This is a genomic window from Litorilituus lipolyticus (assembly GCF_006439335.1).
Taxonomy (GTDB): domain Bacteria; phylum Pseudomonadota; class Gammaproteobacteria; order Enterobacterales; family Alteromonadaceae; genus Colwellia; species Colwellia lipolytica.
The window spans coordinates 53,121-77,594 of sequence record NZ_SAWY01000001.1; the positions used below are offsets into that span (position 1 = coordinate 53,121).

The 24,474-nt window shown below is 37.9% G+C and carries 19 protein-coding genes; 3 read left to right on the forward strand and 16 right to left on the reverse strand.

What is annotated here, in order from left to right; translation table 11 throughout:
• Positions 1-7: 7 nt before the first annotated feature.
• The 4 genes from EPA86_RS00280 to fabB form a co-directional block, all read right to left on the reverse strand.
• Complete coding sequence (locus tag EPA86_RS00280; protein WP_140600732.1) at positions 8-3,688, reverse strand: FimV/HubP family polar landmark protein; 3,681 nt, start codon at positions 3,686-3,688, stop codon at positions 8-10.
• A 355-nt stretch (positions 3,689-4,043) separates the two neighbouring features.
• Positions 4,044-5,063 carry an aspartate-semialdehyde dehydrogenase gene (locus EPA86_RS00285; RefSeq protein ID WP_140600734.1) on the reverse strand — a complete coding sequence of 340 codons (1,020 nt, stop codon included), beginning with the start codon at positions 5,061-5,063 and terminating at the stop codon, positions 4,044-4,046.
• 14 nt (positions 5,064-5,077) lie between these two features.
• Positions 5,078-6,217: a 4-phosphoerythronate dehydrogenase gene (locus EPA86_RS00290; protein WP_140600736.1), complete on the reverse strand. Its 1,140-nt coding sequence runs from the start codon at positions 6,215-6,217 to the stop codon at positions 5,078-5,080.
• A gap of 129 nt (positions 6,218-6,346) precedes the next feature.
• Positions 6,347-7,558 carry a beta-ketoacyl-ACP synthase I gene (gene fabB / locus EPA86_RS00295; protein WP_140600738.1) on the reverse strand — a complete coding sequence of 404 codons (1,212 nt, stop codon included), beginning with the start codon at positions 7,556-7,558 and terminating at the stop codon, positions 6,347-6,349.
• A 242-nt stretch (positions 7,559-7,800) separates the two neighbouring features.
• Between fabB and mnmC the strand changes: the two genes are divergently transcribed.
• Together mnmC and EPA86_RS00305 are read left to right on the forward strand one after the other, a co-directional pair.
• The gene (mnmC, locus tag EPA86_RS00300) at positions 7,801-9,885 is read left to right on the forward strand and encodes a bifunctional tRNA (5-methylaminomethyl-2-thiouridine)(34)-methyltransferase MnmC2/FAD-dependent 5-carboxymethylaminomethyl-2-thiouridine(34) oxidoreductase MnmC1 (RefSeq protein WP_246058177.1); all 2,085 of its coding nucleotides are present in this window, start codon (positions 7,801-7,803) and stop codon (positions 9,883-9,885) included.
• Between the two features lie 139 nt (positions 9,886-10,024).
• Positions 10,025-10,840, forward strand: coding sequence for a type IV pili methyl-accepting chemotaxis transducer N-terminal domain-containing protein (locus EPA86_RS00305; protein WP_170309518.1), 816 nt, complete (start codon positions 10,025-10,027; stop codon positions 10,838-10,840).
• A gap of 520 nt (positions 10,841-11,360) precedes the next feature.
• Here EPA86_RS00305 and EPA86_RS00310 read toward each other — a convergent pair.
• From EPA86_RS00310 to EPA86_RS00350, 9 genes are all read right to left on the reverse strand, one after another.
• Complete coding sequence (locus EPA86_RS00310; protein ID WP_140600743.1) at positions 11,361-11,645, reverse strand: YfcL family protein; 285 nt, start codon at positions 11,643-11,645, stop codon at positions 11,361-11,363.
• 37 nt (positions 11,646-11,682) lie between these two features.
• Positions 11,683-12,849, reverse strand: coding sequence for an ATP-NAD kinase family protein (locus EPA86_RS00315; RefSeq protein WP_140600744.1), 1,167 nt, complete (start codon positions 12,847-12,849; stop codon positions 11,683-11,685).
• Positions 12,836-13,402, reverse strand: coding sequence for an elongation factor P hydroxylase (locus EPA86_RS00320; RefSeq protein ID WP_140600745.1), 567 nt, complete (start codon positions 13,400-13,402; stop codon positions 12,836-12,838). Before EPA86_RS00320 ends, EPA86_RS00315 begins: the two co-directional genes overlap by 14 nt.
• Positions 13,403-13,668: 266 nt before the next feature.
• Positions 13,669-14,001, reverse strand: coding sequence for a Na+/H+ antiporter subunit G (locus EPA86_RS00325; RefSeq protein ID WP_140600746.1), 333 nt, complete (start codon positions 13,999-14,001; stop codon positions 13,669-13,671).
• Positions 14,002-14,012: 11 nt separating this feature from the next.
• Positions 14,013-14,282 carry a K+/H+ antiporter subunit F gene (locus tag EPA86_RS00330; protein WP_140600747.1) on the reverse strand — a complete coding sequence of 90 codons (270 nt, stop codon included), beginning with the start codon at positions 14,280-14,282 and terminating at the stop codon, positions 14,013-14,015.
• Entirely contained in the window at positions 14,276-14,812 is a 537-nt protein-coding gene (locus EPA86_RS00335) for a Na+/H+ antiporter subunit E (protein WP_140600748.1), read from the reverse strand. Before EPA86_RS00335 ends, EPA86_RS00330 begins: the two co-directional genes overlap by 7 nt.
• Entirely contained in the window at positions 14,809-16,329 is a 1,521-nt protein-coding gene (locus EPA86_RS00340) for a monovalent cation/H+ antiporter subunit D (protein WP_140600749.1), read from the reverse strand. The genes EPA86_RS00335 and EPA86_RS00340 overlap by 4 nt, the downstream gene beginning before the upstream one ends.
• Entirely contained in the window at positions 16,326-16,709 is a 384-nt protein-coding gene (locus EPA86_RS00345; protein ID WP_140600751.1) for a Na+/H+ antiporter subunit C, read from the reverse strand. The genes EPA86_RS00340 and EPA86_RS00345 overlap by 4 nt, the downstream gene beginning before the upstream one ends.
• Entirely contained in the window at positions 16,709-19,501 is a 2,793-nt protein-coding gene (locus EPA86_RS00350; protein WP_140600753.1) for a monovalent cation/H+ antiporter subunit A, read from the reverse strand. Before EPA86_RS00350 ends, EPA86_RS00345 begins: the two co-directional genes overlap by 1 nt.
• Before the next feature lie 263 nt (positions 19,502-19,764).
• On the opposite strand from EPA86_RS00350, the gene EPA86_RS00355 reads away from it, so the two are divergent.
• The gene (locus EPA86_RS00355) at positions 19,765-20,235 is read left to right on the forward strand and encodes an Lrp/AsnC family transcriptional regulator (RefSeq protein WP_140600755.1); all 471 of its coding nucleotides are present in this window, start codon (positions 19,765-19,767) and stop codon (positions 20,233-20,235) included.
• A gap of 24 nt (positions 20,236-20,259) precedes the next feature.
• Here EPA86_RS00355 and EPA86_RS00360 read toward each other — a convergent pair whose 3' ends face one another.
• From EPA86_RS00360 to dnaK, 3 genes are all read right to left on the reverse strand, one after another.
• Positions 20,260-20,925 (reverse strand): hypothetical protein, encoded by a 666-nt coding sequence (locus EPA86_RS00360; RefSeq protein WP_140600757.1) that lies wholly within the window; start codon positions 20,923-20,925, stop codon positions 20,260-20,262.
• A gap of 128 nt (positions 20,926-21,053) precedes the next feature.
• The gene (gene dnaJ / locus EPA86_RS00365; protein ID WP_140600759.1) at positions 21,054-22,199 is read right to left on the reverse strand and encodes a molecular chaperone DnaJ; all 1,146 of its coding nucleotides are present in this window, start codon (positions 22,197-22,199) and stop codon (positions 21,054-21,056) included.
• 288 nt (positions 22,200-22,487) lie between these two features.
• Positions 22,488-24,413: a molecular chaperone DnaK gene (gene dnaK, locus EPA86_RS00370; protein WP_140600761.1), complete on the reverse strand. Its 1,926-nt coding sequence runs from the start codon at positions 24,411-24,413 to the stop codon at positions 22,488-22,490.
• Between the last annotated feature and the right edge of the window lie 61 nt (positions 24,414-24,474).

The following is a 24,474-nucleotide window of genomic DNA, read 5'->3' on the forward strand; positions in this document are numbered from 1 at the left end:
TGATTAATTAACCCATCAATTTCTTCAATATTTCATCAGCCATAGATTTTTGTTGCTCATCACCTTTAGCCAGTACTTCATCTAATACTGCTTTCGCATTATCTATATCACCGATTTCTGCGTAAACCTTCGCTAAATCAAGCTTGCCAGCAATATCACTGTCATCATCTACATCAATAGCTTCACTATCCTTAGCAAACTCTGAATATTCATTTAGGCCAACATCAATATTAGCCTTATCATAAGGTTCTTCGTCAGAATCATCTTCTTGAGTTTCAGAAAGTAACTCATCAACAGACACATAATCCTTCTCTTGCTCTACTTCTGGTTCACTTCTTTCATTCTCATTCGAAGGCTCAGTAATCGCAACATCAGCCACTAGAGAATCACCTATATCGTCTAATAGGTCGTCTTCAACTGCCGTATTTTCAGGCGTTGAAGATTCCTCTTCAATATTAGCAAGTAACTCATCAAAATCTGTATTATCTAATTCTTCAATATCTTCAATTTCACTATTTGACTCATTACTCAGTTCAACTTCATCTACATCAAGCGAGGCTTCGTCTTCAAGATCTGTATCAGAACCAGGATGTTCTTCTACGTTTTCAGCAAGTAAGTCCGCTAAAACGTTCTCATCAGTAAAATCAAGATTTTCTACTACTTCTGAGGCTTTATTCTCCAACTCTTCTGTTGAATCAATGCTATCAACATTTTCACTCACTTCAGAAATTAAGGCATCAATGTCTAGTTCATCAATAGACTCTTCATTTGCATTTGAGTTATCGGCGTCTAAATGTTCTTCGTTTCGAAAATCATTAAAATCAGCATTTAAAAATGGAGCAACATATTCTTCTGTAAACTGGTTAATCTTTTCAGCATTCTCAGAAAAATCATCTTCAGAAACATCTTCTACTTCAACCCGCTCTACAGTTGCAGTCTGCACTGACTCAACTTTATCGCTGTTTTCTTGAGCTATACCATTCATAGAGTCAAGTAAAGCATCGATATCATCAGGATCCGTTACATCGTCAGGTAGTTCATCAGCAAGGTTACTTGCTGGTGTCTCAACTGTGTCTTCAGGGATTGAGTCCGCCATTGAATCAAGCAAAGCATCAATATCATCAGGGTCGGTAACTTCAGCTGGTAACTCATCAGCAACAGCATTACTTGTTTCAACTGCTTCTGGTTCATCTGATGCTGTATCAGTTTCACTCGCTGAGTCATTCATCGAATCAAGCAAGGCATCAATATCATCAGGGTCGGTAACTTCTGCTGGTAGCTCATCAGCAACAGCAATACTTGTTTGAACTGCTTCTGATTCATCTGATGCCGTATCAGTTTCACTCGCTGTCTCATTCATTGAACCATTCATCGAATCAAGCAAGGCATCAATATCATCAGGGTCGGTAACTTCTGCTGGTAGCTCATCAGCAACAGCATTACTTGTTTGAACTGCTTCAACTGCTTCAGGTTCATCTGGTGCAGCATCAGTTTCACTTGCTGTCTCATTCATCGAATCAAGCAAAGCATCAATATCATCAGGGTCAGTAACTTCTGCTGGTAGCTCATCAGCAACAACATTACTTGCTTCAACTGATTCAACTGTTTCTGGTTCATTTTCAGATGCAGCAGACTCACTTGCTGTCTCATTCATCGAGTCAAGCAAAGCATCAATATCATCAGGGTCGGTAACTTCTGCTGGTAGCTCATCAGCAACAACATTACTTGTTTGAACTGCTTCTGGTTCATCTGGTGCAGCATCAGTTTCGCTTGCTGAGTCATTCATTGAATCATTCATCGAATCAAGCAAGGCATCAATATCATCAGGGTCGGTAACTTCTGCTGGTAACTCATCAGCAACAGCATTACTCGTTTCAACTGCTTCAACTGCTTCAGATTCATCTGACGCTGTATCAGTTTCACTTGCTGTCTCATTCATTGAACCATTCATCGAGTCAAGCAAGGCATCAATATCATCAGGGTCGGTAACTTCTGCTGGTAGCTCATCAGCAACAGCATTACTCGTTTCAACTGCTTCAACAGTTTCGATAGCTTCTGGTTCATCTGATGCTGTATCAGTTTCACTCGCTGAATCATTCATCGAGTCAAGCAAAGCATCAATATCATCAGGGTCGGTTACTTCTGCTGATAGCTCATCAGCAGTATTACTTGATTGCGCTTCTGCTAATGCTTCATCAATATCTATTTCTTCAACGCCCGCCCCCTCGTCAGCTTCTGGCTCAGTGATGGTATCAATATCTTCATCATCACTATCTAGGTCACCTAACAAGTCATTCAAATCATCCTGATTTAACTCTCCTCCCGCTAATACTTCACTCTCATTAGTCTCTTCCACGGCAATAGCGTCATCTTCAAGAGAGTCCTCTTCATCAAGGCCAGATAGCAATGAATCTAAATCGCCCTGATCTAATTCACCATTATCAAGAACTTCTGGCTCACTCTCATCATCAAGTAATATATCTTCAAGGTCGTCTAAATCATCTAACGCATCATCATCGTCTAAATGTATGGCATCATCTGAATCTGATTCATCGCCTTCTAACAAGTCAATTGAAAGGTCGTCATCTAAATCAAGTTCATCATCAAGGGATAAATCATCATCTAGCCCAAGTTCATCATCTAAAGATAAATCATCACCTAAACCTAGCTCATCATCTAACGACAGTTCATCATCAAGAGATAAATCATCATCCAAGCCTAATTCATCGTCTAAGCTTGCTTTCTTCGCTTGTTTTTCTTCAGGTTTCTCAGCATCGAATAGTTCTTCTACAAAGCTTGCATCATCTTTAGTTTCACGTTTTCTTTTTAAATATAAAATAAAGAACCCGACTAATATCGAAGCAGGAATTGTAGACATTGCGATTAAGAATAATGGATTATTAAGAAAGTCATTTTTATCCATTTCTGCTTGCTGCTTTTCTAGCAACAACTCTTGCTCTCTTGCTTCTGCTTTGGCAAGTAGTGCTTGCTGAAGTTTTATCATGTCATCCATTTGTGACTTGATTTCTTTACCTTTTGCAACTTCATCTTGCATTACTTCAAGCTGCTGATTAAAACTTGAGAGTCTATCTCTTAACGATTCATTTTCTTTTAGTATCGCCTGTAAGCCATCAATTGAATCAAGCACATCTTGTTGAATGTTTTCAAGACGTTGTTGTTGTGCAGTATCAATCGTTTGAAGCTTTTCATTAATTGCAACTTTTACTGTGTCTAAATCTTCTTTCTTAACTGCTGGCGTAACTGGTTTAGTCGTTTTTTTAACTGTTTGAGGTTGTTTCTTTTGCCAAGCTTTTTCATCTTGTTCAGTTTTAGAGCGCGCATTATTGCTATCAATCGCCATCATCTGCTCAAATGAAGGTATTTTGATATATTGTCCTTCAACAAGGTGATTACGGTTATTTTCTACAAATGCTTGCGGGTTTTCTTGAAATAAGGCCTGCATAACTTGATAAACAGTCAAACGATTATCAGGTCGAACTCTTAATGCTATATTCCATAAAGTGTCTTTAGAGCTGATTGGGCCGTATTTATCATAAGGAAAAACATCGGTACTTTTAGGACCGCGCATACGAATGCCGCGTTCTTCTTCAGCATTTGCTGGTATATGAGCGAACAATATGCTGACAATAACTACCTGCCAAAGGCAAAGGCGCAATAAACTTTGCATGAAGACTTCCTAGTAAAATCGCTTTTTATCAAAAATTATTATATGAATTATATTTTTCGAACAAACTATTGCTCTATCGCCAATTAATTGGCAATAACAGTCGCACCGTTGAAATACATAATAGCTCATCAAACTTAAGCAAAGATTATTCCAAATCACTTACTTATGAATAAGATAATACCAAATTCAAGTCAGATGTCTTGCATTATTATGACAATAAAAATGTGATTGCTCAAAAGAAAAAACTCGCCGCAACTATCTAATATAGTTAACGACGAGTTTTAGTTTTTCTTTAATTTACTTATGGTTAAATTAGTCGCTTACTGATACTACTAATTTCGATTGACCAATAATCTTAAATTAGGTGTTCTTTAATTAACAGTTCTGCAATTTGAATACTATTTGTTGCCGCACCTTTGCGGACATTATCAGCCACAATCCACATATTAATGCCGTTATTATGACTTATATCTTCACGGATACGACCAACATAAGTTTCATCTTTACCACTTGCATCACCAATTTGCGTTGGGAAGTCTTCATCATTAGGACATACAACAAGGCCAGGTGATTGTGCTAATAACTCTTTTACTTCTTCAGCAGAAATTGGTGCATTAGTTTCAATGTGTAATGCTTCACCGTGACCATAAAATACTGGAACACGCACTGCAGTAGGATTAACTAGTACATTGTCATCACCTAAAATCTTTTTAGTTTCCCACACCATTTTCATTTCTTCTTTGGTGTAGCCATTATCTAAAAAAACATCAATTTGTGGAATAACGTTAAAGGCAATTTGACGACTAAAGTTTTTACTCTCAACCGGCTTACCACTTAGCAAATCAGCAGTTTGTTTAGCTAATTCATCCATAGCTTCTTTGCCACCACCAGAAACTGACTGATAAGTACTTACATTAACTCTACTGATACCCACTGCATCATGAATGGGTTTAAGTGCTACTAACATTTGAATCGTTGAGCAGTTAGGGTTAGCAATAATATTTCGATTGCGATATTCAGCTAAAGCGTGTGGGTTCACTTCTGGAACAATTAAAGGGATATCAGCTTCGTATCTAAATTCAGAGGTATTATCAATAACAATACAGCCAGCATCACCAGCCATAGGAGCATATTTAGCCGATGTAGCACCGCCTGCTGAGAAAAATCCAATTTGCGCTTGGCTCCAATCAAAGTGATCAGCGTCAAGTACTTCAATGCTTTCACCATTAAACTCAATAAATTCACCAGCTGAACGAGCACTAGCTAATGGATATAATTTATTAATTGGGAAATCTCTTTCTTCTAAAATTTCCATAATGGTTTTGCCAACTAGCCCTGTTGCGCCAAGTATGCATACATCAAATTTTTGTGCCATGATCCTCTCTCTTTTTAGTTGGACGTTTTTGTAAAGCCTAAACGATGTGGCACATCGCTATAGGCATTTGGAGACAAGGTGACACTTACCGAAGAAAACTCCCTACGAGCGGGGTATGTTTTTCTAATGGTATCGAAACCTTGTTCAGATAATTGTTGACGAAAAATAGCATCATCTCGCCTGACATCGTAAACCATTTTAACTATCTGGTTTAGTACTATTTGATCAAATTGTTGCGTTATTTCAATAGATGAAATATTTGCCGCAGGTAAAAAATCATTTAACTGAAATTTTTGTGCTATTTTTAGCTCATTACATAATGCCTGATAGAGCATTTCACTGCCACGAGCTTTTCCTTCTAAGCTATAACCAGCAATATGTGCCGTGGCTATTTCAGTATAAGGGATCAGGGCTTGTAAAACATTAGGCTCACCTTCCCAAACGTCCAGTACAAGCTTTACACCATGCCCTTGCTCTTTTAAACGAAGTAAAGCGTGATTATCAATCACCTCTCCGCGACAAGCGCTAATCAGAATTTGTTCAGGTCGAAGGTTTAATAAACGTTGCTGATCAAGTAATTTAACTGTGCGATGTTCACCTGTCACCGTTTTAGGTACATGTATTGAGATGACATCACAGGCTAACACTTCCTCTAACGGATAATACTGACGAGTATCATTACTTCCCTGCTTTTGCTTAGCCTCAAGTATAGGATCACATAGTTTAAAATGAATATTTAATGCCGATAACTTTTCCGCAAGCCGAGTGCCAGTATTTCCAGCCCCGACAATGCCAACAGTTAATGTTGATAAATTAATTAAATACCGCTCTGCTAGGACGACTAAAGCACTTAATACGTACTCTGCTACAGAAATTGCATTACAGCCCGGAGCTGAATGAAATGAAATGCTCTGCTGCTTTAAATATTCTTGATCAATATGATCAGTTCCAATGGTCGCCGTACCAACAAACTTTAATTGCGGTGCTTGCTTCAATAACGCTTCATTAACTTGAGTTATTGAGCGCACTAACAAGACATCTGCATTCTTGATGTCTTGTGCTTGCAATTCACGTCCTGAAAAGGGGTAAAGGTTTCCTAATTCGCTAAAAAACTCATGCGCAAAAGGCATATTCTCATCGTAAAAAATATTCATTATCAATTATTAATGTTTAATTTTGCTTCATTATACCTAAATGACATAAAAGGTCTGTTTTTAGATAAAAAAAATCCTGATGATTAGTAAACACTAATCATCAGGATTTACTAATCAGCTAAAAGTATTCTATTTATACTTTTTCATTACTAAGGTAGCGTTTGTGCCACCAAAGCCAAAACTGTTTGACATGATAAGGTCAAGTTTAGTGTCACGTTTTTCAGTTACAATATCTAAACCTTTTGCTTGCTCATCTAAATTATCAACATTGATTGAAGGAGCAACAAAATCATTTTCCATCATTAAGATAGAGTAAATAGCTTCATGTACACCAGCAGCACCTAATGCATGACCAGACATTGCTTTTGTAGCACTAATTGCAGGCGAGTCTTCACCAAACAATTCTTGAATTGCACCAAGCTCTTTAACATCACCAACGGGCGTAGATGTACCATGCGTATTTAAGTAGTCAATTTTACCTTCAACACCTTCCATTGCTTGTTGCATGCAACGAACAGCACCTTCGCCACTTGGAGCAACCATATCGTAACCGTCAGATGTAGCACCATAGCCGACAATCTCAGCATAAATATGTGCACCACGTGCTAAAGCATGTTCAAGTTCTTCAACAACAACCATACCGCCACCACCAGAAATAACAAAACCATCTCTGTCAGCATCATAAGTACGTGAAGCAATTTCAGGGTTGTCATTATATTTTGAAGATAATGCCCCCATGCCATCAAACATCATAGCTAATGACCAATCAACCTCTTCACCACCACCAGCAAATACAACATCTTGTTTGCCTAATTGAATAAGCTCCATTGCATGACCAATACAGTGAGCACTGGTTGCACAGGCTGAACTAATTGAATAGTTAACACCTTTAATTTCAAATGGTGTTGCTAAACAAGCTGAACAAGTACTACCCATTGTTTTCGGTACGGCATATGGACCAACACGTCGGATACCACGGTTTCTTAGCGTATCTGTAGAAGCAACAATATTGGCTGAAGATGCGCCACCAGAGCCAGCAACAATACCTGTACGGTAGTTAGAAACTTGCTCTTTAGTTAACTTTGAATCGGCAATAGCTTGATCCATTGCGATGTATGCATAACCTGCGGCATCCCCCATGAAACGTAATGCTTTACGATCAATATGATCTTTAGTTTCTAAAGCGGGCTTTCCCCAAACTTGGCTGCGAAGCCCTTGTTCAGCAAAGCTTTCTGAACGAGTTATACCAGACTTTCCTGCTTTTAATGAGGCTAAAACCTCATCGGCATTGTTACCTATACTTGATACAATACCAATACCTGTAATCACTACACGTTTCATTTAATCAACCATCTATCATTTTAAAATCTGCTGTATTATACAAACATAATCCCATCAACTGGTATTACGAGTACAACATCCAGCGTACACTTGTACACAATATTAAGCTATAACCAAAAATATATCTATGCTCTTTTGACTAATATCAAACAGCTAATGCAAAATATCTCTGATCGCGATCAATATATAGCGTAAAATAACCAACATTAAATCATTGAATGATATTTTTATTGGTAAATATTTTGTCTACTGAAAACTCAAAAATAACTGATACAACAGCAGATTTAAAAAGCGCTCTCACTTTCAAAAAAGATGGTGCTCCATTTTGTACTCGCTTTAACGACATTTACTTTGATACTGAGTCAGGTTATCAACAAAGCGATGATATTTTCATTTGCGGCAATAATATTAAACAACGATTTATCGAGGCAAAATCAACGGTAACTATAGCTGAAACCGGTTTTGGTACAGGGCTAAATTTTTTATTGACCTTACAAGCGTACCAAAAAGCAAAAAGTGAATGCTCACATGATCTAGCTCCCATGCATTTTGTGAGTGTAGAAAAATACCCTCTCAATAAAGAGCAATTATCTCAATCACTTAAGGCTTTGCCAGAATTAGCACCCTATGCAACATTACTCACTGAACAATACCTAAGCGAAAAAAACACAACTAAAGAGCAAGTATTTGAAGCAAGCTTTTTAAATAATAAAGTCAGATTAACCGTTATATTTGATGATGCCAGTCAGGGTTTAAAACAACTATCCGTCGCAAAAAAGCCAAAAGATAATTCAAAGCTAACTTGTGATTTGGTTGATATATGGTATCTCGATGGTTTCTCTCCAGCTAAAAACCCTGATATGTGGAGCGCAGAGCTTTTTCAGCAAATAGCTAGGTTAAGTCAAGAGCAAGCATCACTTACCACCTTCACTGTGGCAGGCTTTGTTAAAAGAGCACTACAAGATATTGGTTTTAGATTAGAGAAACTTCCATCAAAAGGAAAAAAGAAAGAGATTTTACGGGGCACCTTTCACCGAGTTAACCCCAATAAAGGCTATCAACATCGGCCGAAAATCACAAAGCCTCAACATGTCAGCATCATAGGCGGCGGGATTGCTTCAGCATGTATTGCATATAAATTAGCAACTCAGGGCGTAAAAATTACTTTATATTGTAAAGATGATGCAATTGCTCAAGGTGGCTCGAGTAATGCTATTGGTGCTTTATATCCTTTATTACACCAATCGCAAGATGATATAAGTTCATTTTATCAAGCAGCATTTTGGCGTGCTAAACATTTTTACAATGACATTTATCAGCAAGGTTTTCAGTTCGATCATCAATGGTGTGGCTTGCTTGAGCTATCTTATAAGGACTCTTTAACGCAACGACAAAACAAATTTGAACAATTAGCGGCATGGCCTAAAGAGCTTATTCAGAGTGTTAATGCTTCTCAGGCAACTGAGATAGCTGGCATACCTTTGCAATATGGCGGACTGTTTATGCCAAATGCTGGCTGGGCTGCTCCCCAGCAGCTTGTTCAACAAGTTTTAAAAGCGGCTCAAGAAACGGGCAGATTAAAAATCAAGACCAACACACATATCAAAAAAATTGCACCTATGACACATTCTGCTGCATCCAACAAAGAAGTGAAATGGCAATTAACTTCTAATAAGGGCAACTTCAACGCAAGTATATTGATTATCTGTGGAGGCGCTGAAGTTATTGATTTAGATTACATTAAGTCATTACCACTATCTGCAACACGTGGACAAGTAACGAGTATGCAAAGTAATGAAATGATATCGCCCCTAAAAAGTGTACTATGCCATAAAGGCTATTTAACGCCAAAAAATAACAACATTCATTGTATCGGGGCAACTTTTCAAAAGAACGACACTAACACCCAAGCAAGCAGTAGCGATGATCAATATAATTTAGCCATGCTTAATAAATGCTTGCCTGATCTTGCTGAGCATATAAATTGGCAAGAACATGATATTAGCTCGAGTAAAGCGAGGCTTCGCTGCATGTCTCAAGATCACATGCCTTTAGTGGGTGCTATGCCCGATATATCAGCACATATCGAAACTTATGCTCATTTAGCCAAAGATAAAAACTGGCGATACACAGAGCCTGCTCCCGTTGAGAGTAACTTATATATGGCTCTTGGACTAGGTGCTCGAGGGCTTTGCTCTGCACCTCTGGCTGCTGATATTATTGCGGCAGATATATGTAATACACCTTACCCAGTCAATAGTGAAATGTTATTTAATTTAAGCCCTAATCGCTTCATTATCAGAGACATTATAAAAAGAAAGCTATAGTAATATAGCTTTATATATCATCTTCCTAATTTATATGAATATATTCTGATAGATTCGCATTAATTTGCGCCATATCAATAATTTATCAACTGTTATTATTTATTGTTCGCCTAGGATAATAGACAGGATGATTTTCATAATGAAAACTAAGCTAATACAGTTATTAATACTTCTTTTTGTTTCAACAGCATGGAGTGCTCAAGGACAACAATTAAATGTATCTGAGTCCATTAACAAAGCTGGACTACAACGAATGCTCTCTCAACGTATGGCAAAAAACTATATTCTTGTCAGTCAGGATATTGGTACTGAAGCTGCCAGAAATGAACTTGATGAAAGTGCTGCAATATTCGAAGAAAACATTTTCCACTTAAATGCATCTATTAAAGATAACAAATCTAAGCAAGCACTAAAAAAACTAAAAAACAACTGGTATGCATTTCGCTCATTTGCACTATCAAAAGCAGATAAAGAAAAGACAGAACAAATAGTAAAACGCAGTACCGAGCTACTGAAATCTGCCCATGCATTAGTGCTTAGCATAGAATATACATCGCGTGCCAACAGTGATCATTTAGTCAACCTATCGGGTAGACAGCGCATGCTTTCACAGCGTTTAGCCATGCTTTATTATGCGAGCAACTCTGGCTATAAAGAAAAAATTTATAAACAAGAAATGCACAAAACAGCAAGGCAATTTACCCAAGCTTTAGATAAATTAATTGCAGCTAGAGAAAACACACCTCAAATTAATGAAGCATTAGATGAAGTAGCAAATCAATGGCGTTTCTACCAAACTAAATTTGATGGCACTAATGAAGGTAACTTTTCACCAAAAACCATCAAAGTTGTTACTGAGTCTTTATTAAAAGAAATGAACAGCATTACAAAGATGTATGAAGTGCAAAGTACAAAAGAAAATAACTATGCATCTTGGATAAAGCCAGCTAACTAACCTGAGCTCGGCTTAATAAATAATTATCTAGCAGCTATTTTTACTGACTTCTTCGTTTAATTTACTTGCAATAGACTAGCTATTGACGCGAAATTTGCCTTGAATTAAGCAAAACTATCAAGCTAGAAAGAGAATAAAATATAATTCTTTGTATTTGAATAGTTAACTTACCTCTTAAACCGGGTTCAGGTTAACTAACCTAAGCTCGGCTTAATAAATAATTATCTAGCAGCTATTTTTACTGACTTCTTCGTTTAATTTACTTGCAATAGACTAGCTATTGACGCGAAATTTGCCTTGAATTAAGCAAAACTATCAAGCTAGAAAGAGAATAAAATATAATCCTTTGTATTTGAATAGTTAACTTACCTCTTAAACCGAGTTCAGGTTAACTAACCTAAGCTCGGCTGAACGAACAAAGAAGACGAAGCCTATTGCAAAGCAAAATCCCTATGGCATGCCATAAAAAATGCCGCTTAATTGCGGCATTTTTTGGTATATCAGAAGCAAAATTAACGAGTTAATCATTAAATTTACTTTGTAATTGCTGCCAAAAGTTTTGAACAATAACACTATCTTGTGGAGAGAGCTCTTTTTTTGCTTCATGTAGTTCTTTCGCAATTGCGTTAACTAACTCTTCACTAATTGACTGCTGCTCATCACCAAACTGACTTGCTGCCAATGAAATAAAACCTCGAATGTAACCACTAGCAAATAACGTATCATCATCAACCTCTTGGTCAAATAAGCTATCAAGGTAATGATAAAGGCTTTCCACTGTAGCAATCTTTACTGGGTTATCCATGGGGTTCCTTAGTATTCGATTTATTAATATTAATGTATTAGGCTGGGCTTGCTACAGGGTAAAGTACCTGATCTTTATAACCTGTAGTGATTGCCATATAGCCAGATAACTCTTGATCGAGTTCACTATCACCAGTATCGCTTACCAAAGCACGATTATTTAGTGCACTTAACTTAGTTTTGGTTGCGATTATAGCAATATTATCTCTACCACTTTCTTGTGCCAATACCGCCCTAATCACCCTAGGACTAAGCTGCTGATTACCGCGCCCAAAAATATGACCTTGCCCACCTATAAGGGTAATAACCAATTTACATGGGCCATCATGCTCTTTAATTGCTTGCCATAGTTCAGCTTCTGTTACATCACTCGCTTGAAGTTCATGTTGATAAACAAGGTCAACGCCCAATAGGGTATTTGCTAAATCAAGCTCAGCCATTAAAAACGCGGTTGTTGAACCTGAGCCAATAATAAACAAGGTTTCCTCTTCATCAGCCATTTCTTCAATAATGTTGGCAGAAATATCTTGCAACACTAACTCGTCACTTTCTTTTCCACCTGATTTAACCGCTTGAACATAACGAAGTTCACTTGGAATTTGCATCTCACCATAACGCTTTGCCTTTACCACGCCTTGACGAAATAAGCTTTCGTCAATATCCATGACATCGCCTTCAGCCAAGCTAACTAACTCTTTATTTATCATCATTTCAACAACACGGCCAGCAGCTTTAGGCGTAATAGCATAGACACCTGAATGAATTTTACAGCCCGCTGGAATACCTAATACCGGTACTTGATTTAAACCTTTATCATTATCTGAAACAATATTGGCAATATTTCTAGCTGTACCATCACCGCCAGCAAACAAAATAATATCAACTTGCTTTTCAAGTAAGGCTTTAACTGCATATTCAGTATCATCGGCTGCGGTTTGCTCAGTTTTCACTTCATAAACTAATTCAGTGCAAAAACCTAATGACTTAGCGCAATCCTGCCCCATCTGATCATTAACGGTATAAACTGTTAGTTTATCCATATAAGGCTCAAGTACTTCTAATGCCTGCTTAGCTCTTTCATTAGCTTTAGGTTTCGCACCCAAAGCAAGTGCATGCATAGCCATACCATCACTACCTTTTAAAGCGACACTGCCGCCGATACCAGCAATAGGGTTGATGATAAAACCTAATTTAAAATGGCTCACTGCTAAGCTCCTTTATTTGTGTTTGTTTCTCTTCAAACTGAGCTTTTATTAACGGCAATGGCGTTCCATAAAACTCAGCGAGCACAGTAATAAATTGTGCAGCTCTTTTTGGAAAACCATGCTCTAGAAAATACAAAACTTGTTGAAAGACTTTTTCTTTAAACTGATGCCTATCTCCCTGAAAGCCGTTAAGGTTATCAGATGAGATATTAAACACTTTTTGCGCCGAAGCATTAAATGCCCATTCAAGTGCTTGGGGATACACTTCTACTTGTTCAAAGGTTTTCTGTTGTTGTTCATCTCTGCCATCAGGCACATACCAATAGCCATAATCTTCAAGCTGTCTTCGTGCCTCACCCGCTTGACACCAATGTGCAATTTCATGAAGTGCGCTGGCATAATACCCATGAGCAAAAATAACTTGATGAAAAGAACAATCATTATTAGCTGGAATATAGATAGGTTCATCACCACCTTTCACAAGTTTTGTTTTATACTCTTTTGTAAAGGTGTTATTAAAAAGTTGGATTAAATCCTGATAATTGTACTGCATGATTATTTAAAGCAAGGCAACGGTAGCAATGCGTTATTAGAAATAAGTGACAAACAAAACTCATGTAATTTGAGTTAACTTAAAATTATGCAGAGTATTCTATCGAAAAACTGTGTCCGATACATAACTCTTTTAGTTTCTTCTCGGGTTAATTTTATTAAACTGATAGTAAAATACGATACAAACTGAACTTAATCTCACTCTTGTTGCTTGGCTTTACTCACTTTACAAACAGGTTAGTGAAAGCATTGAACACCACTAAAGCATTACACATCATCTTCAATGTTATCTATGCCTTGGGTTCGTTTTATACTATTAACTTTATGATGAATAGCCGATTTAATCATCATATAAGCACTGATAGGTGCTGTTAATAATAAAAAAAGTGAAATGAGTATTTCTTTCATACTCAAACCTGCCTGAGTATGACTAAAAAAGACCATTGACGCGGTTAATAAACAAGCCATACCTAAAGTAGTTGCTTTTGTTGGTCCATGTAAACGCATAAAAAAGTCTGGCATTTTAACCAAACCAATCGAGCCAACCAATACAAAGGCACCACCAATTAATAATAAAACAGAAACAATCCACTCAACCATAATTCCTATTCCTATTCTATAATATCGCCACGTAGCAGATACTTACATATTGCTACAGTACTAACAAAACCAAGCATCGCTATAAGAAGCGCCGCCTCAAAATACAATGACGTGCCCAAACTCATGCCATATAAAACAATTAAAGCAATGCTGTTAATATACATTGTATCCAAGGCAAGTATTCTATCAGGTACTGATGGCCCGACTAATAATCGCCATAAATTCAGTAATAACGACACCCCTATCATTGCAAAAACAACTAATATAACCGTTTCTAGCATTGAAATATCTCCTTCAGCGGCGCTTCGTAACGCTCTTTAATGGTCGTTATTAATTTAGTTTCATCTTCAAGATTGAGCACATGTATTAATAAATATTGCTGCTTAGGTGCTTCACCTTCACTTAATGACTCCTCCCAAGGGTATACTTCTGCACTGACCGTTCCTGGAGTTAATGACACCGTACTTGCTAGAATAGTAATAGGAGTACTATGGGTTAAGTCTAACGGCACCTTTACAAATCCAGGCGTTAGTCTTTTGGTTGGCCCTAGAATCAAAAAAGCGACCTGAACATTGGCCGTGATGATGTCATAAAGTACTAACATTAAGTGTCGAAATGCTAAGCCTGGTTTAGCGATAAGCGGTTGCTTGGTTCTAAACGGACTAATAGCCAAAGGAATAACGATTGCTAACACAACAGCTAACAAAATGTGCCCTGCTGATAAACTATTGTTTAATAGCAGCCAAACTACAAAAAGTAAAAGACTTAGAAATGGCGAAGGCAGCCACTTTAAGGAAGAATCTGAGCTCATTTCAGGCCTCCAGTTAGAACAACGTCAATATTGCTGTTAAAATCATGCAGTTTAGTTGCGGCATCAAGCGAAAACTCACTTAACGAGCCTGCAAAAATACTCATTAAAGGAGCACCAGCAAGAAGAATAATCAGAGCGATTAATTGTCCGGGTTGCACCATCTTTTGCTTTTCTGGTTTTATTTGTACATCAAGATGGTGCCAAAATATTGTACTCCCCGCTTTGGTTACAGCAACTAAAACAGCGAGACTTGCCACCAAATAAATAGACCAAAAAACGATACTATGATCAGCATTAACGGTTTCTTTCAACAGCCAAACTTTAGCAATAAAACCAGATAATGGTGGCATACCTATAACGCTAATTGCAGCAACTATAAAGCATAAACCAAGCAATTTAGGTTGTAGTACAGGGGGACCTGCCTCAATACGATCAAACACTGATTCTCGCTGACGCCCAACTAAATCAACAATAAGAAATAGTGCTGCAGTAACTAATGTCGAATGAACCAAGTAATAAATAGCAGCTGCACTCGAGCCAATAGTTTGCACCGAAATTAGGGCAACCAACGAACCTACCGAAACAATGACTAAATTAGCAATCAACTTACTTAAGTCTTTACTGGCAATAACACCTATAGCCCCCATCACAATAGTGACCAGTGCTAACCACCACAACCAGTTTTGCGCAATATGACTTAATTCGCCCGCCTGCTCGCCGAATATTAATGTGTAAAAGCGCATCATAGAATAAACACCAACTTTTGTCATAATTGCAAATAATGCAGCGACAACAGGCATTGCACTGGCATAGGTGTTTGGAAGCCATAAGTGTAGAGGTAATAAGGCGCCTTTTAGTGCAAAAACAACAAGCAATAACAAACCGCCTATTTTTGCCAAGTAAATATCATCACCTTGCAGCAGCGACACTTTTTGCGCCATGTCTGCCATATTTAGTGTACCTAAAACGCCATATAAAATACCTAGGGCAATAAGAAATACAGCTGACCCAACCAAATTCATAATCACATAGTGCAAAGCAGCACGGGTACTACGCTTATAGCCTCCATGCATAAGCAAAGAATATGAGGCAATCAGTAATACTTCAAAAAATACGAAAAGATTAAACGCATCCCCTGTAAGAAATGCACCATTGACCCCTAAAATTAAAAAGTGCACTAACGGATGAAAAAAGCTGCCCTTTTCATCATCTGAGCTACTTGCATACAGTACACAAACAGCACCAAGTAGTGTCGTTAAACAAACAAGAATCGTTGACAATGGATCAGCAACTAAGACAATGCCAAAAGGAGCACTCCAATCACCAATGGCATAAATTTGTGTCCCGTCAGCTTTAACGGTAAATAATAAGACCAATGAAGCAATAAATGTTAATACACTTAGACATAATGAAGTAAACCGCCTATTAGTTTTCGTTTTTCCAAACGGCGACATTAATAAAATAACACCCGCGAACATGGGTAAAAGAATAGGTAAAAAAATTAAATGCTGACTCATGACTTAACCTTTTTAGCTTTTTTAGCTTTTCTTGTTTTTTTTACTTTCAACTGTTTTTCAACTTCGTAACCATCTACATGATCAGTACCTAAGTCGGCTCGCCCTCGAATAGCTAAAATAACCACGAAAGCTGTCATGGCAAAACCAATAACAATAGCTGTTAATACAAGTGCTTGTGGAAGTGGATCAGCATAATCACTACTGTAGCCAAGTACAGCTGCTTTATTCAGACTTAACCGTCCTGCAGAGAAAAGAAATAAATTAACTGCATAGGAGAACATCGTTAACCCTAAAACAACGGGAAAGGTTCTAGCGCGTAAAATTAAAAATACACCACAAAAAACTAAAACCCCTATGCAGGAAGCGTAGAGTAACTCCATTAAATACTTACCTCTTCTTTAGGTTCATTTGTTGTTAATCGACCTAAGCTTGCCAAAATCATCAAGGTAGAACCAACAACCGTAATATAAACACCTAAATCAAATATCAGTGCACTGGCTAGTTCAATTTCACCTATTAGTGGAATATTAAAATAGTCGAACCATGTCTTCATAAAAGGCTTACCAAAGAACCAACTACCCACACCAGTAAAGAGTGCTATTGCAACGCCAGTAGCGATTATCTTTCGATAATTTATTGTTAAACGTTGTGCAATCCAATTAGAGCCATGAGCAATATACTGCAAAATAAAAGCAACAGCAGTCACTAATCCTGCAATAAAACCACCTCCTGGTAGATTATGGCCACGCAAGAAAATATAAAATGAAACCAATAAAGCCAATGGCAGTAATGATTGGGAAATACTTGCTAGTAAAATCGGATAGCGTTCTTTGGCCCACGGACGACCTTTACTGTCACTCTTAGGCATAAGCAACGGCAAATTAATTAGTAATTTATAAATACCTAACGCAGCAATACCCAAGACACAAATCTCACCTAAAGTATCAAAGCCTCGAAAATCCACCAAAATGACATTAACAACATTCGTACCACCACCACCTGTTTTCGCATTGGCTAAGAAAAATTCAGATATTGAATCAAGTGGTCGAGTGACTAAGGCATAACAAATACTGGCCACTACAATACCTAACGCCCCTGAAATGCCTAAATCACGTAAAATACGCGCAGAACTCGATTCTCTAGGCGAATGTTGTGGCAAGAAGAACAATGCCAACATCAGTAGAATAATAGTAACAACCTCAACAGTGAGCTGAGTTAAAGCAAGATCTGGCGCTGAAAAACGCGTAAAAGCAATAGAGGCCATTAAGCCAACAACAGAAAGCATAATCAAAGAAACTACTCGATTGCTATACCAAATGACTGTACTAATAGCACCAATGATTAACAACGCAGCCCCCATGGCATTAAACACATCAATAGGAGTTAACTCTTTCTGACCACCTAATTGACTCATTTCGAATAAAGGCCAACCAGCAAAAACCAAAACAACCACAAACATAAGGGTTAAATAGCGTTGTAATGAGCCATTTTCAATACGTTCAACTTTGACTTGGCACCAAGTGGTAATTGCTAAAACAACTTTATCAAAGAGCTTTTTAGCATTTAAAGAAGGTAAAGAGGCCTGAAACTGAAAAAGAAATCGACGTTGACTATAAAGCAATAAACCACCACAAACAGCAATACCACTCATCAATAACGGTAAATTAAAGCCGTGCCATAAAGCAACTTCATACTCAGGAACCTGACCGCCAATTGTAGCTTGAGATGCAGCCGATAAAATATCATCTACAACAAAGTTTGGAATAATACCAACCACTAGGCACAAAGCGACCAGTATTTCAATTGGAAGGCGCATCGAGCGCGGTGCTTCTTTTGGCTGCTTTGGTAAATTGACCGGTTCACCATTAAAGAAAACGTCATGAATAAATCGAGCAGAGTAAGCAACCGCAAATGCACCTGCCACGGTGGCAAGTACAGGGATAAGCCAAGACATAGAGCCCAATAATTGCTGATGTAAGGTCTCAGCAAAAAACATCTCTTTAGATAAAAAGCCATTTAATAACGGAACACCTGCCATTGCGGCAGCGGCAACCATAGCGAGCGTAGCGGTATAAGGCATATATCGCCACATACCATTAATTTTTCGCATGTCTCGTGTGCCGGTTTCATGGTCAATAATCCCTGTTGCCATAAATAGTGAAGCTTTAAAAGTTGCATGATTAATAATATGAAAGATAGCTGCAACTGCGGCGAGTTCGCTATTTAACCCAAATAACATTGTGATTAAACCCAAATGACTTATCGTTGAATAAGCCAACAAACCTTTTAAATCATGCTTAAATAATGCGACATAAGCCGCAAATAATAAGGTAGTAAGCCCAGTAAAACTTACAAGAATAAACCAAGTATCTGTACCAGCTAATACAGGATAAAAGCGCGCTAATAGAAAAACCCCTGCCTTCACCATGGTCGCAGAATGTAGATAAGCACTCACAGGAGTTGGTGCTGCCATTGCATGTGGTAACCAAAAGTGAAATGGAAATTGAGCTGATTTAGTGAAAGCACCTAACAGGATAAATACTAAAGTGACTTCATACCACGAATGATTTTGAATGAGTTCTTTGCTAGCTAAAATAACATCTAAGCTATAACTACCAACAATGTTACCTAATAAAAGTAAACCTGCTAGTAATGCCAGGCCGCCTGCACCAGTGACAGCTAATGCCATTATAGCGCCTTCTCGTGCTTCTGATTTATGCCACCAATAACTAATTAACAAAAATGAACTAATGCTGGTAAGTTCCCAAAAAAACCATAGTTGGATAACATTATTGGACATTACAATGCCGAGCATCGCTGTCATGAATAGCATTAAATAGGTGAAGAGCTTTGGCAAAGAGTCTTTACTACTGACATAAAAACGGGCGTAAAAAATAACCAATATACCAATCACTAGTATCATAAATACAAATAACAACGCTAACCCATCTAAACGAAAGGCAATATCTATACCTAGTAACGGGATCCAAGTGAAAGTTTCACGAAGAACTTCACCAGAGAAAACCGTAGGTGCTAGGCTAATCGTCATTATTAAAGCAATTATCGGCATCAACAAGGTTAATCTCGTTGACTGATTTCGTGTCAATTTACCTGACATTGAAGAAATAATACTACCAAGTAAGGATAACAGGGGTATCCAAAGCAAAGTCATAGCGTACCTTTTTTAATTGTTCTATTTGAAAATAAGCCTAGTCATAATATGTCAAACTACCCAGCACTAGCAAATATAATCACTGTAATGATATGTAATATTACTGAGTTGGCTCAATAAAGTTAATTTAAATTTTGATAAAAATTCGGTAATAACCTAAAAAAGCGAAATAAGTTCAAAAAAGCAATCGTTTTGCTAACGGTTGCAGACTATTTAAGTGTAGTATCTACATTTAAATAGTTGTAAGAAAGTTAGGCCAAAAAATGAAAAAACTAGACAGTATCGATTTGAAAGTATTAACCATTTTATATAACGATGCTGATATAACCAACAAAGAGTTAGCTGCCAAGATAGGTATTGCTCCTTCAACATGTTTAGAGCGAGTAAAGCGACTCAAGCAAAGTGGCGTCATTAAAGGTGCATTCATTGATGTAAACTTAAAAACAATTGGTGGCAATATTGAAGCAATTGCAGCAATTCGCTTACAACCTTATTCAGAGCAAATTGTTAATAAGTTTCGTGACGACTTGTTGAAATACCCAGAAATTCTTAACCTTTACCATATGGGTGGTAGCTACGACTACTACATTCACATGTCAGTGAAAGACAGCGAGCACTTACGTCAATTCGTTTTTAAAAATATTACCTCGCGTGATGAAGTTACCACTGTTGAAACCTCACTTGTTTTTGAACACAGTCGAAGTGGAATATTACCTAATTTTGGTGATGATTAATTCCACTACATCAGGTGTTACTAGTTAATGCTTTTCGAAGTCCTTGGTTTCAAAATATAATGGTGTCATGCTGCCACAATTGATGAATTTGAAATGTGTTTCTGGCTCGGTTGGCACTGATGAAGAAGTAGAAAAACGCGTTAAACATCCCGCTTCAACATCAATGTGTATTAGCTGATCATAACTGGGCGCTTGCTGGATACGGTGTACAAACATTTTGTAGTTTTTACTTAACTCAACAACATCGTACGTTTGTTTATTATTTGATTCTTCAATGTCATTCAATTGTCTTACATATAACTGCTTAGTAAAGTTGAGTGGCATATTTTCATAAACAAGCATACCACCTCGTTCAAAATGACCTGCATATACATCAGCAGTAATGATCATTTTATCACCACGAATCAGCTGATCTAAGTTAAATGGCTTTGGCTTAATCGTGGTAAGCTTGCCATCTCTTACCGTTTGCAATAGCGCAAGATCTTTTGAATCTAGCTTGTAAATTAACTGAACATCATGTGGCTTGTGGTACAAGGGCAAATGTGAAGCATAAATCGTTGAGCTATGACTAACTAATACCATACCATGTACGCCCATATAACTTGGGTCTAAAGGCCTTAACGCTTTTTCTTTAGCGAAAACAAAACAACTTTGAATAACGAGTAAAAAAACAAAAAATATCAATTTCATAAGTGAATTCTCGACTCTTTGAAAACGGTTAATGAGATTTAGTATAATTTAAATAACAAAAAAAAATCCCACCGAGGCAGGATTTTCAGATATTTTTTTATGACTAAAATTAGTAAATATTTGTTCGACTAAGACTTAAGATCATCAAAAAACTTTTTCACATCATCAAAGAAACCTTTCTCTTTTGGGCTATGCTTTTTACTACTTTTACCCATTTTTTCTTCAAGATTTCTTAATAACTCAGCTTGATCGCCAGATAAATTAACCGGCGTTTCAATAACAACCTTACACATTAAGTCACCGGTTGATGAACTACGTACCGATTTTACGCCTTTACCACGTAAACGGAACATCTTACCCGTTTGCGTTTCTTTTGGCACTTTAAGCTTCACTTTGCCAGCTAGCGTAGGTACTTCAATTTCTCCACCTAATGCAGCAGTGGTAAAGCTAATAGGAACTTCACAGTATAAATGGTTTTCATCACGCACAAATACAGGGTGATCTTTAACATTTACTTGCACATATAGATCGCCTGCTGGTGCACCGCTCTCGCCCGCTTCACCTTCACCAGATAAGCGAATTCTGTCACCCGTATCAACACCTGCTGGAATTTTAACAGATAAGGTTTTAGTTTTTTCAACGCGACCTTGACCACGACATGAAGTACAAGGATCTGTAATAACTTTACCTTTGCCACTACAAGTTGGACATGTTTGTTGAACTGCGAATAAGCCTTGACGCATTTGCACTTGACCATGACCATGACAAGTTGAACAAGTTTTAGCACTGGTACCTTTTTTAGCACCTGAACCATCACAGGGTTCACACGCCACATAAGTTGGTACCTTAATTTCTAGGCTCTTACCTTTAACCGCATCTTCAAGGCTAAGCTCTACATTATAACGAAGATCAGAGCCTCTTCTTGCACGCGACTGACCGCCACGACCTCTGCCGCCACCAAAAATATCACCGAAAATATCACCGAAGGCGTCACCAAAATCACCTTGACCACCACCGAAGCCGCCACCAAAACCACCATGACCACCTTGCTCAAACGCCGCGTGGCCATATTGATCATACGCAGCACGTTTTTGATCATTATTAAGCACTTCATAAGCTTCTTTAACTTCTTTAAAAGTCTCTTCTTTAGATTTATCACCTTTAGTTCTATCAGGGTGATACTTCATCGCCAACTTTTTATAAGCTTTTTTGATATCGCGCTCTGAGGCATCTTTAGATACGCCCAGCACTTCATAATAATCACGTTTTGACATAAATTTATTCTTTACTTCATGTTGATTGATACTAATTTGCTTAATTTCTTTTAATGCTTTGCTAGGTACTACAAAGTCAAAAAACTAAGAAAATCAAAACCAAATTAATAATTAAATACTACTTTTTAACATACAAAAAGCGCCGTAACCGACGCTTTCTAAGAACAACTAACAATAAAAGTAAGTTAGTTGTCGCTGACTTACTTAAGAGCAAGGCGGAAGCACGGAGCGTAGTATACTACGTGAGTACTTCCAACGATGCTATTAAGTTATTCAGTAGACAAATAATTACTTATCGTCTTTTACCTCTTCAAACTCTGCATCAACCACATCATCAGCAGGGGCTGCACCAGCATCACCTTCTGGCGCTGCACCTTCTGGTGCGCCTTGAGCTTGTGCTTTAGCTTGAGCAATTTCCATCAACTTAGCTGATGCTTCCATTAATGCTTGTTGCTTAGCTTCAATCGCTTCCTTGTCGTCGCCTTTAATCGCTTCTTCAAGTTCAGCGATCGCAGCATCAATTTTCTCTTTGTCTTCGCTTGGTAACTCGTCACCAGCTTCTTCAACTTGCTTACGAGTAGCATGCACAATGCCGTCAGCTTGGTTACGCGCTTGAATTAACTCTTCAAATTTTGCATCTTCATCAGCGTTAGCTTCAGCATCACGTACCATTTGCTCTACTTCATCATCAGATAAACCTGAAGACGCTTTAATGGTAATCTTCTGCTCTTTACCTGTGTTCTTATCTTTAGCAGTTACATGCAAAATACCGTCAGCATCGATATCAAATGTTACTTCAATTTGTGGTGTACCACGTGGTGCTGCATCAATACCTTCTAGGTTAAATTGACCTAAAGATTTATTTGCCGAAGCTTGTTTACGCTCACCTTGTACAACATGAACTGTTACTGCAGATTGGTTATCTTCAGCTGTTGAGAATGTTTGAGACTGCTTAGTAGGTATCGTTGTGTTCTTATCGATAACTTTAGTCATTACACCGCCCATTGTCTCAATACCTAGAGATAATGGCGTAACATCTAATAATAATACGTCTGTAACATCACCTGAAAGTACACCAGCTTGAACTGCTGCACCTGAGGCTACCGCTTCATCAGGGTTAACATCTTTACGTGGCTCTTTACCAAAGAAATCAGTTACTGCTTTTTGCACTAATGGCATACGTGTTTGACCACCAACTAAGATAACGTCATCAACGTCACTTACCGATAAATCTGCATCTTTAAGCGCTGTTTTTAAAGGCTCTAAAGTCGCTTTAACCATGTCTTCCACTAAAGATTCTAACTTAGCACGTGTTACTTTAACGTTCATGTGCTTAGGACCTGATGCATCAGCAGTGATGTAAGGTAAATTTACATCTGTTTGTTGAGCTGAAGAAAGCTCACATTTTGCTTTTTCCGCTGCTTCTTTTAAACGTTGCATCGCAAGAGGATCAGCAGTTAAGTCCATGCCTTGATCTTTCTTGAATTCATCTACTAGGTAATTGATTAAACGGTTATCAAAGTCTTCACCACCTAAGTGCGTATCACCATTAGTCGCTAATACTTCAAATGTGTGCTCACCTTCAACTTCATCAATTTCAATGATTGAAATATCAAAAGTACCACCACCTAAGTCATATACCGCAACAACTTTGTCACCTTGTTGCTTATCCATACCGTAAGCAAGTGCTGCTGCAGTAGGCTCATTGATAATACGCTTTACATCAAGACCAGCAATACGACCAGCATCTTTAGTAGCTTGACGTTGTGAATCGTTAAAGTAAGCAGGTACCGTGATTACCGCTTCAGAAATTGTTTCACCTAAGAAATCTTCAGCAGTTTTCTTCATTTTTTTCAATACTTCAGCAGAAACTTGTGGTGGCGCAACTTTTTCGCCTTTAGCTTCTACCCACGCATCGCCGTTATCAGCTTTTTTGATACCAAATGGCATAATTTCAATATCACGCTGTACTTCTTTGTCTTCAAAACGACGGCCGATTAAACGTTTAATTGCAAATAACGTATTTTGTGGATTAGTTACTGCTTGGCGTTTAGCAGGTTGACCAACTAACGTTTCGCCTTCAGCTGTGTAACCAATGATTGATGGCGTAGTACGATCGCCTTCTGCATTTTCAATAACACGTACACTGTCGCCGTCTAAAACAGCAACACATGAGTTAGTTGTTCCTAGGTCAATACCGATAATTTTGCCCATCTTTGGAGCTCCTATTCATTTAAATATAAGTAAAATCTGTTGTTGAAATAGTAAGTGGGGT

What these genes read in the sequence shown, in the direction of transcription:
- EPA86_RS00305 (WP_170309518.1), top strand. Translation starts at nt 10,025, where the DNA reads ATGAAAACTAAGCTAATACAGTTATTAATACTTCTTTTTGTTTCAACA.
- EPA86_RS00280 (WP_140600732.1), bottom strand. Translation starts at nt 3,688, where the DNA reads ATGCAAAGTTTATTGCGCCTTTGCCTTTGGCAGGTAGTTATTGTCAGC.
- EPA86_RS00355 (WP_140600755.1), top strand. Translation starts at nt 19,765, where the DNA reads ATGAAAAAACTAGACAGTATCGATTTGAAAGTATTAACCATTTTATAT.
- EPA86_RS00335 (WP_140600748.1), bottom strand. Translation starts at nt 14,812, where the DNA reads ATGAGCTCAGATTCTTCCTTAAAGTGGCTGCCTTCGCCATTTCTAAGT.
- EPA86_RS00325 (WP_140600746.1), bottom strand. Translation starts at nt 14,001, where the DNA reads ATGGTTGAGTGGATTGTTTCTGTTTTATTATTAATTGGTGGTGCCTTT.
- dnaJ (WP_140600759.1), bottom strand. Translation starts at nt 22,199, where the DNA reads ATGTCAAAACGTGATTATTATGAAGTGCTGGGCGTATCTAAAGATGCC.
- EPA86_RS00360 (WP_140600757.1), bottom strand. Translation starts at nt 20,925, where the DNA reads ATGAAATTGATATTTTTTGTTTTTTTACTCGTTATTCAAAGTTGTTTT.
- EPA86_RS00320 (WP_140600745.1), bottom strand. Translation starts at nt 13,402, where the DNA reads ATGCAGTACAATTATCAGGATTTAATCCAACTTTTTAATAACACCTTT.
- EPA86_RS00330 (WP_140600747.1), bottom strand. Translation starts at nt 14,282, where the DNA reads ATGCTAGAAACGGTTATATTAGTTGTTTTTGCAATGATAGGGGTGTCG.
- EPA86_RS00345 (WP_140600751.1), bottom strand. Translation starts at nt 16,709, where the DNA reads ATGGAGTTACTCTACGCTTCCTGCATAGGGGTTTTAGTTTTTTGTGGT.
- EPA86_RS00350 (WP_140600753.1), bottom strand. Translation starts at nt 19,501, where the DNA reads ATGACTTTGCTTTGGATACCCCTGTTATCCTTACTTGGTAGTATTATT.
- EPA86_RS00310 (WP_140600743.1), bottom strand. Translation starts at nt 11,645, where the DNA reads ATGGATAACCCAGTAAAGATTGCTACAGTGGAAAGCCTTTATCATTAC.
- dnaK (WP_140600761.1), bottom strand. Translation starts at nt 24,413, where the DNA reads ATGGGCAAAATTATCGGTATTGACCTAGGAACAACTAACTCATGTGTT.
- fabB (WP_140600738.1), bottom strand. Translation starts at nt 7,558, where the DNA reads ATGAAACGTGTAGTGATTACAGGTATTGGTATTGTATCAAGTATAGGT.
- EPA86_RS00340 (WP_140600749.1), bottom strand. Translation starts at nt 16,329, where the DNA reads ATGAGTCAGCATTTAATTTTTTTACCTATTCTTTTACCCATGTTCGCG.
- EPA86_RS00290 (WP_140600736.1), bottom strand. Translation starts at nt 6,217, where the DNA reads ATGAATATTTTTTACGATGAGAATATGCCTTTTGCGCATGAGTTTTTT.
- EPA86_RS00285 (WP_140600734.1), bottom strand. Translation starts at nt 5,063, where the DNA reads ATGGCACAAAAATTTGATGTATGCATACTTGGCGCAACAGGGCTAGTT.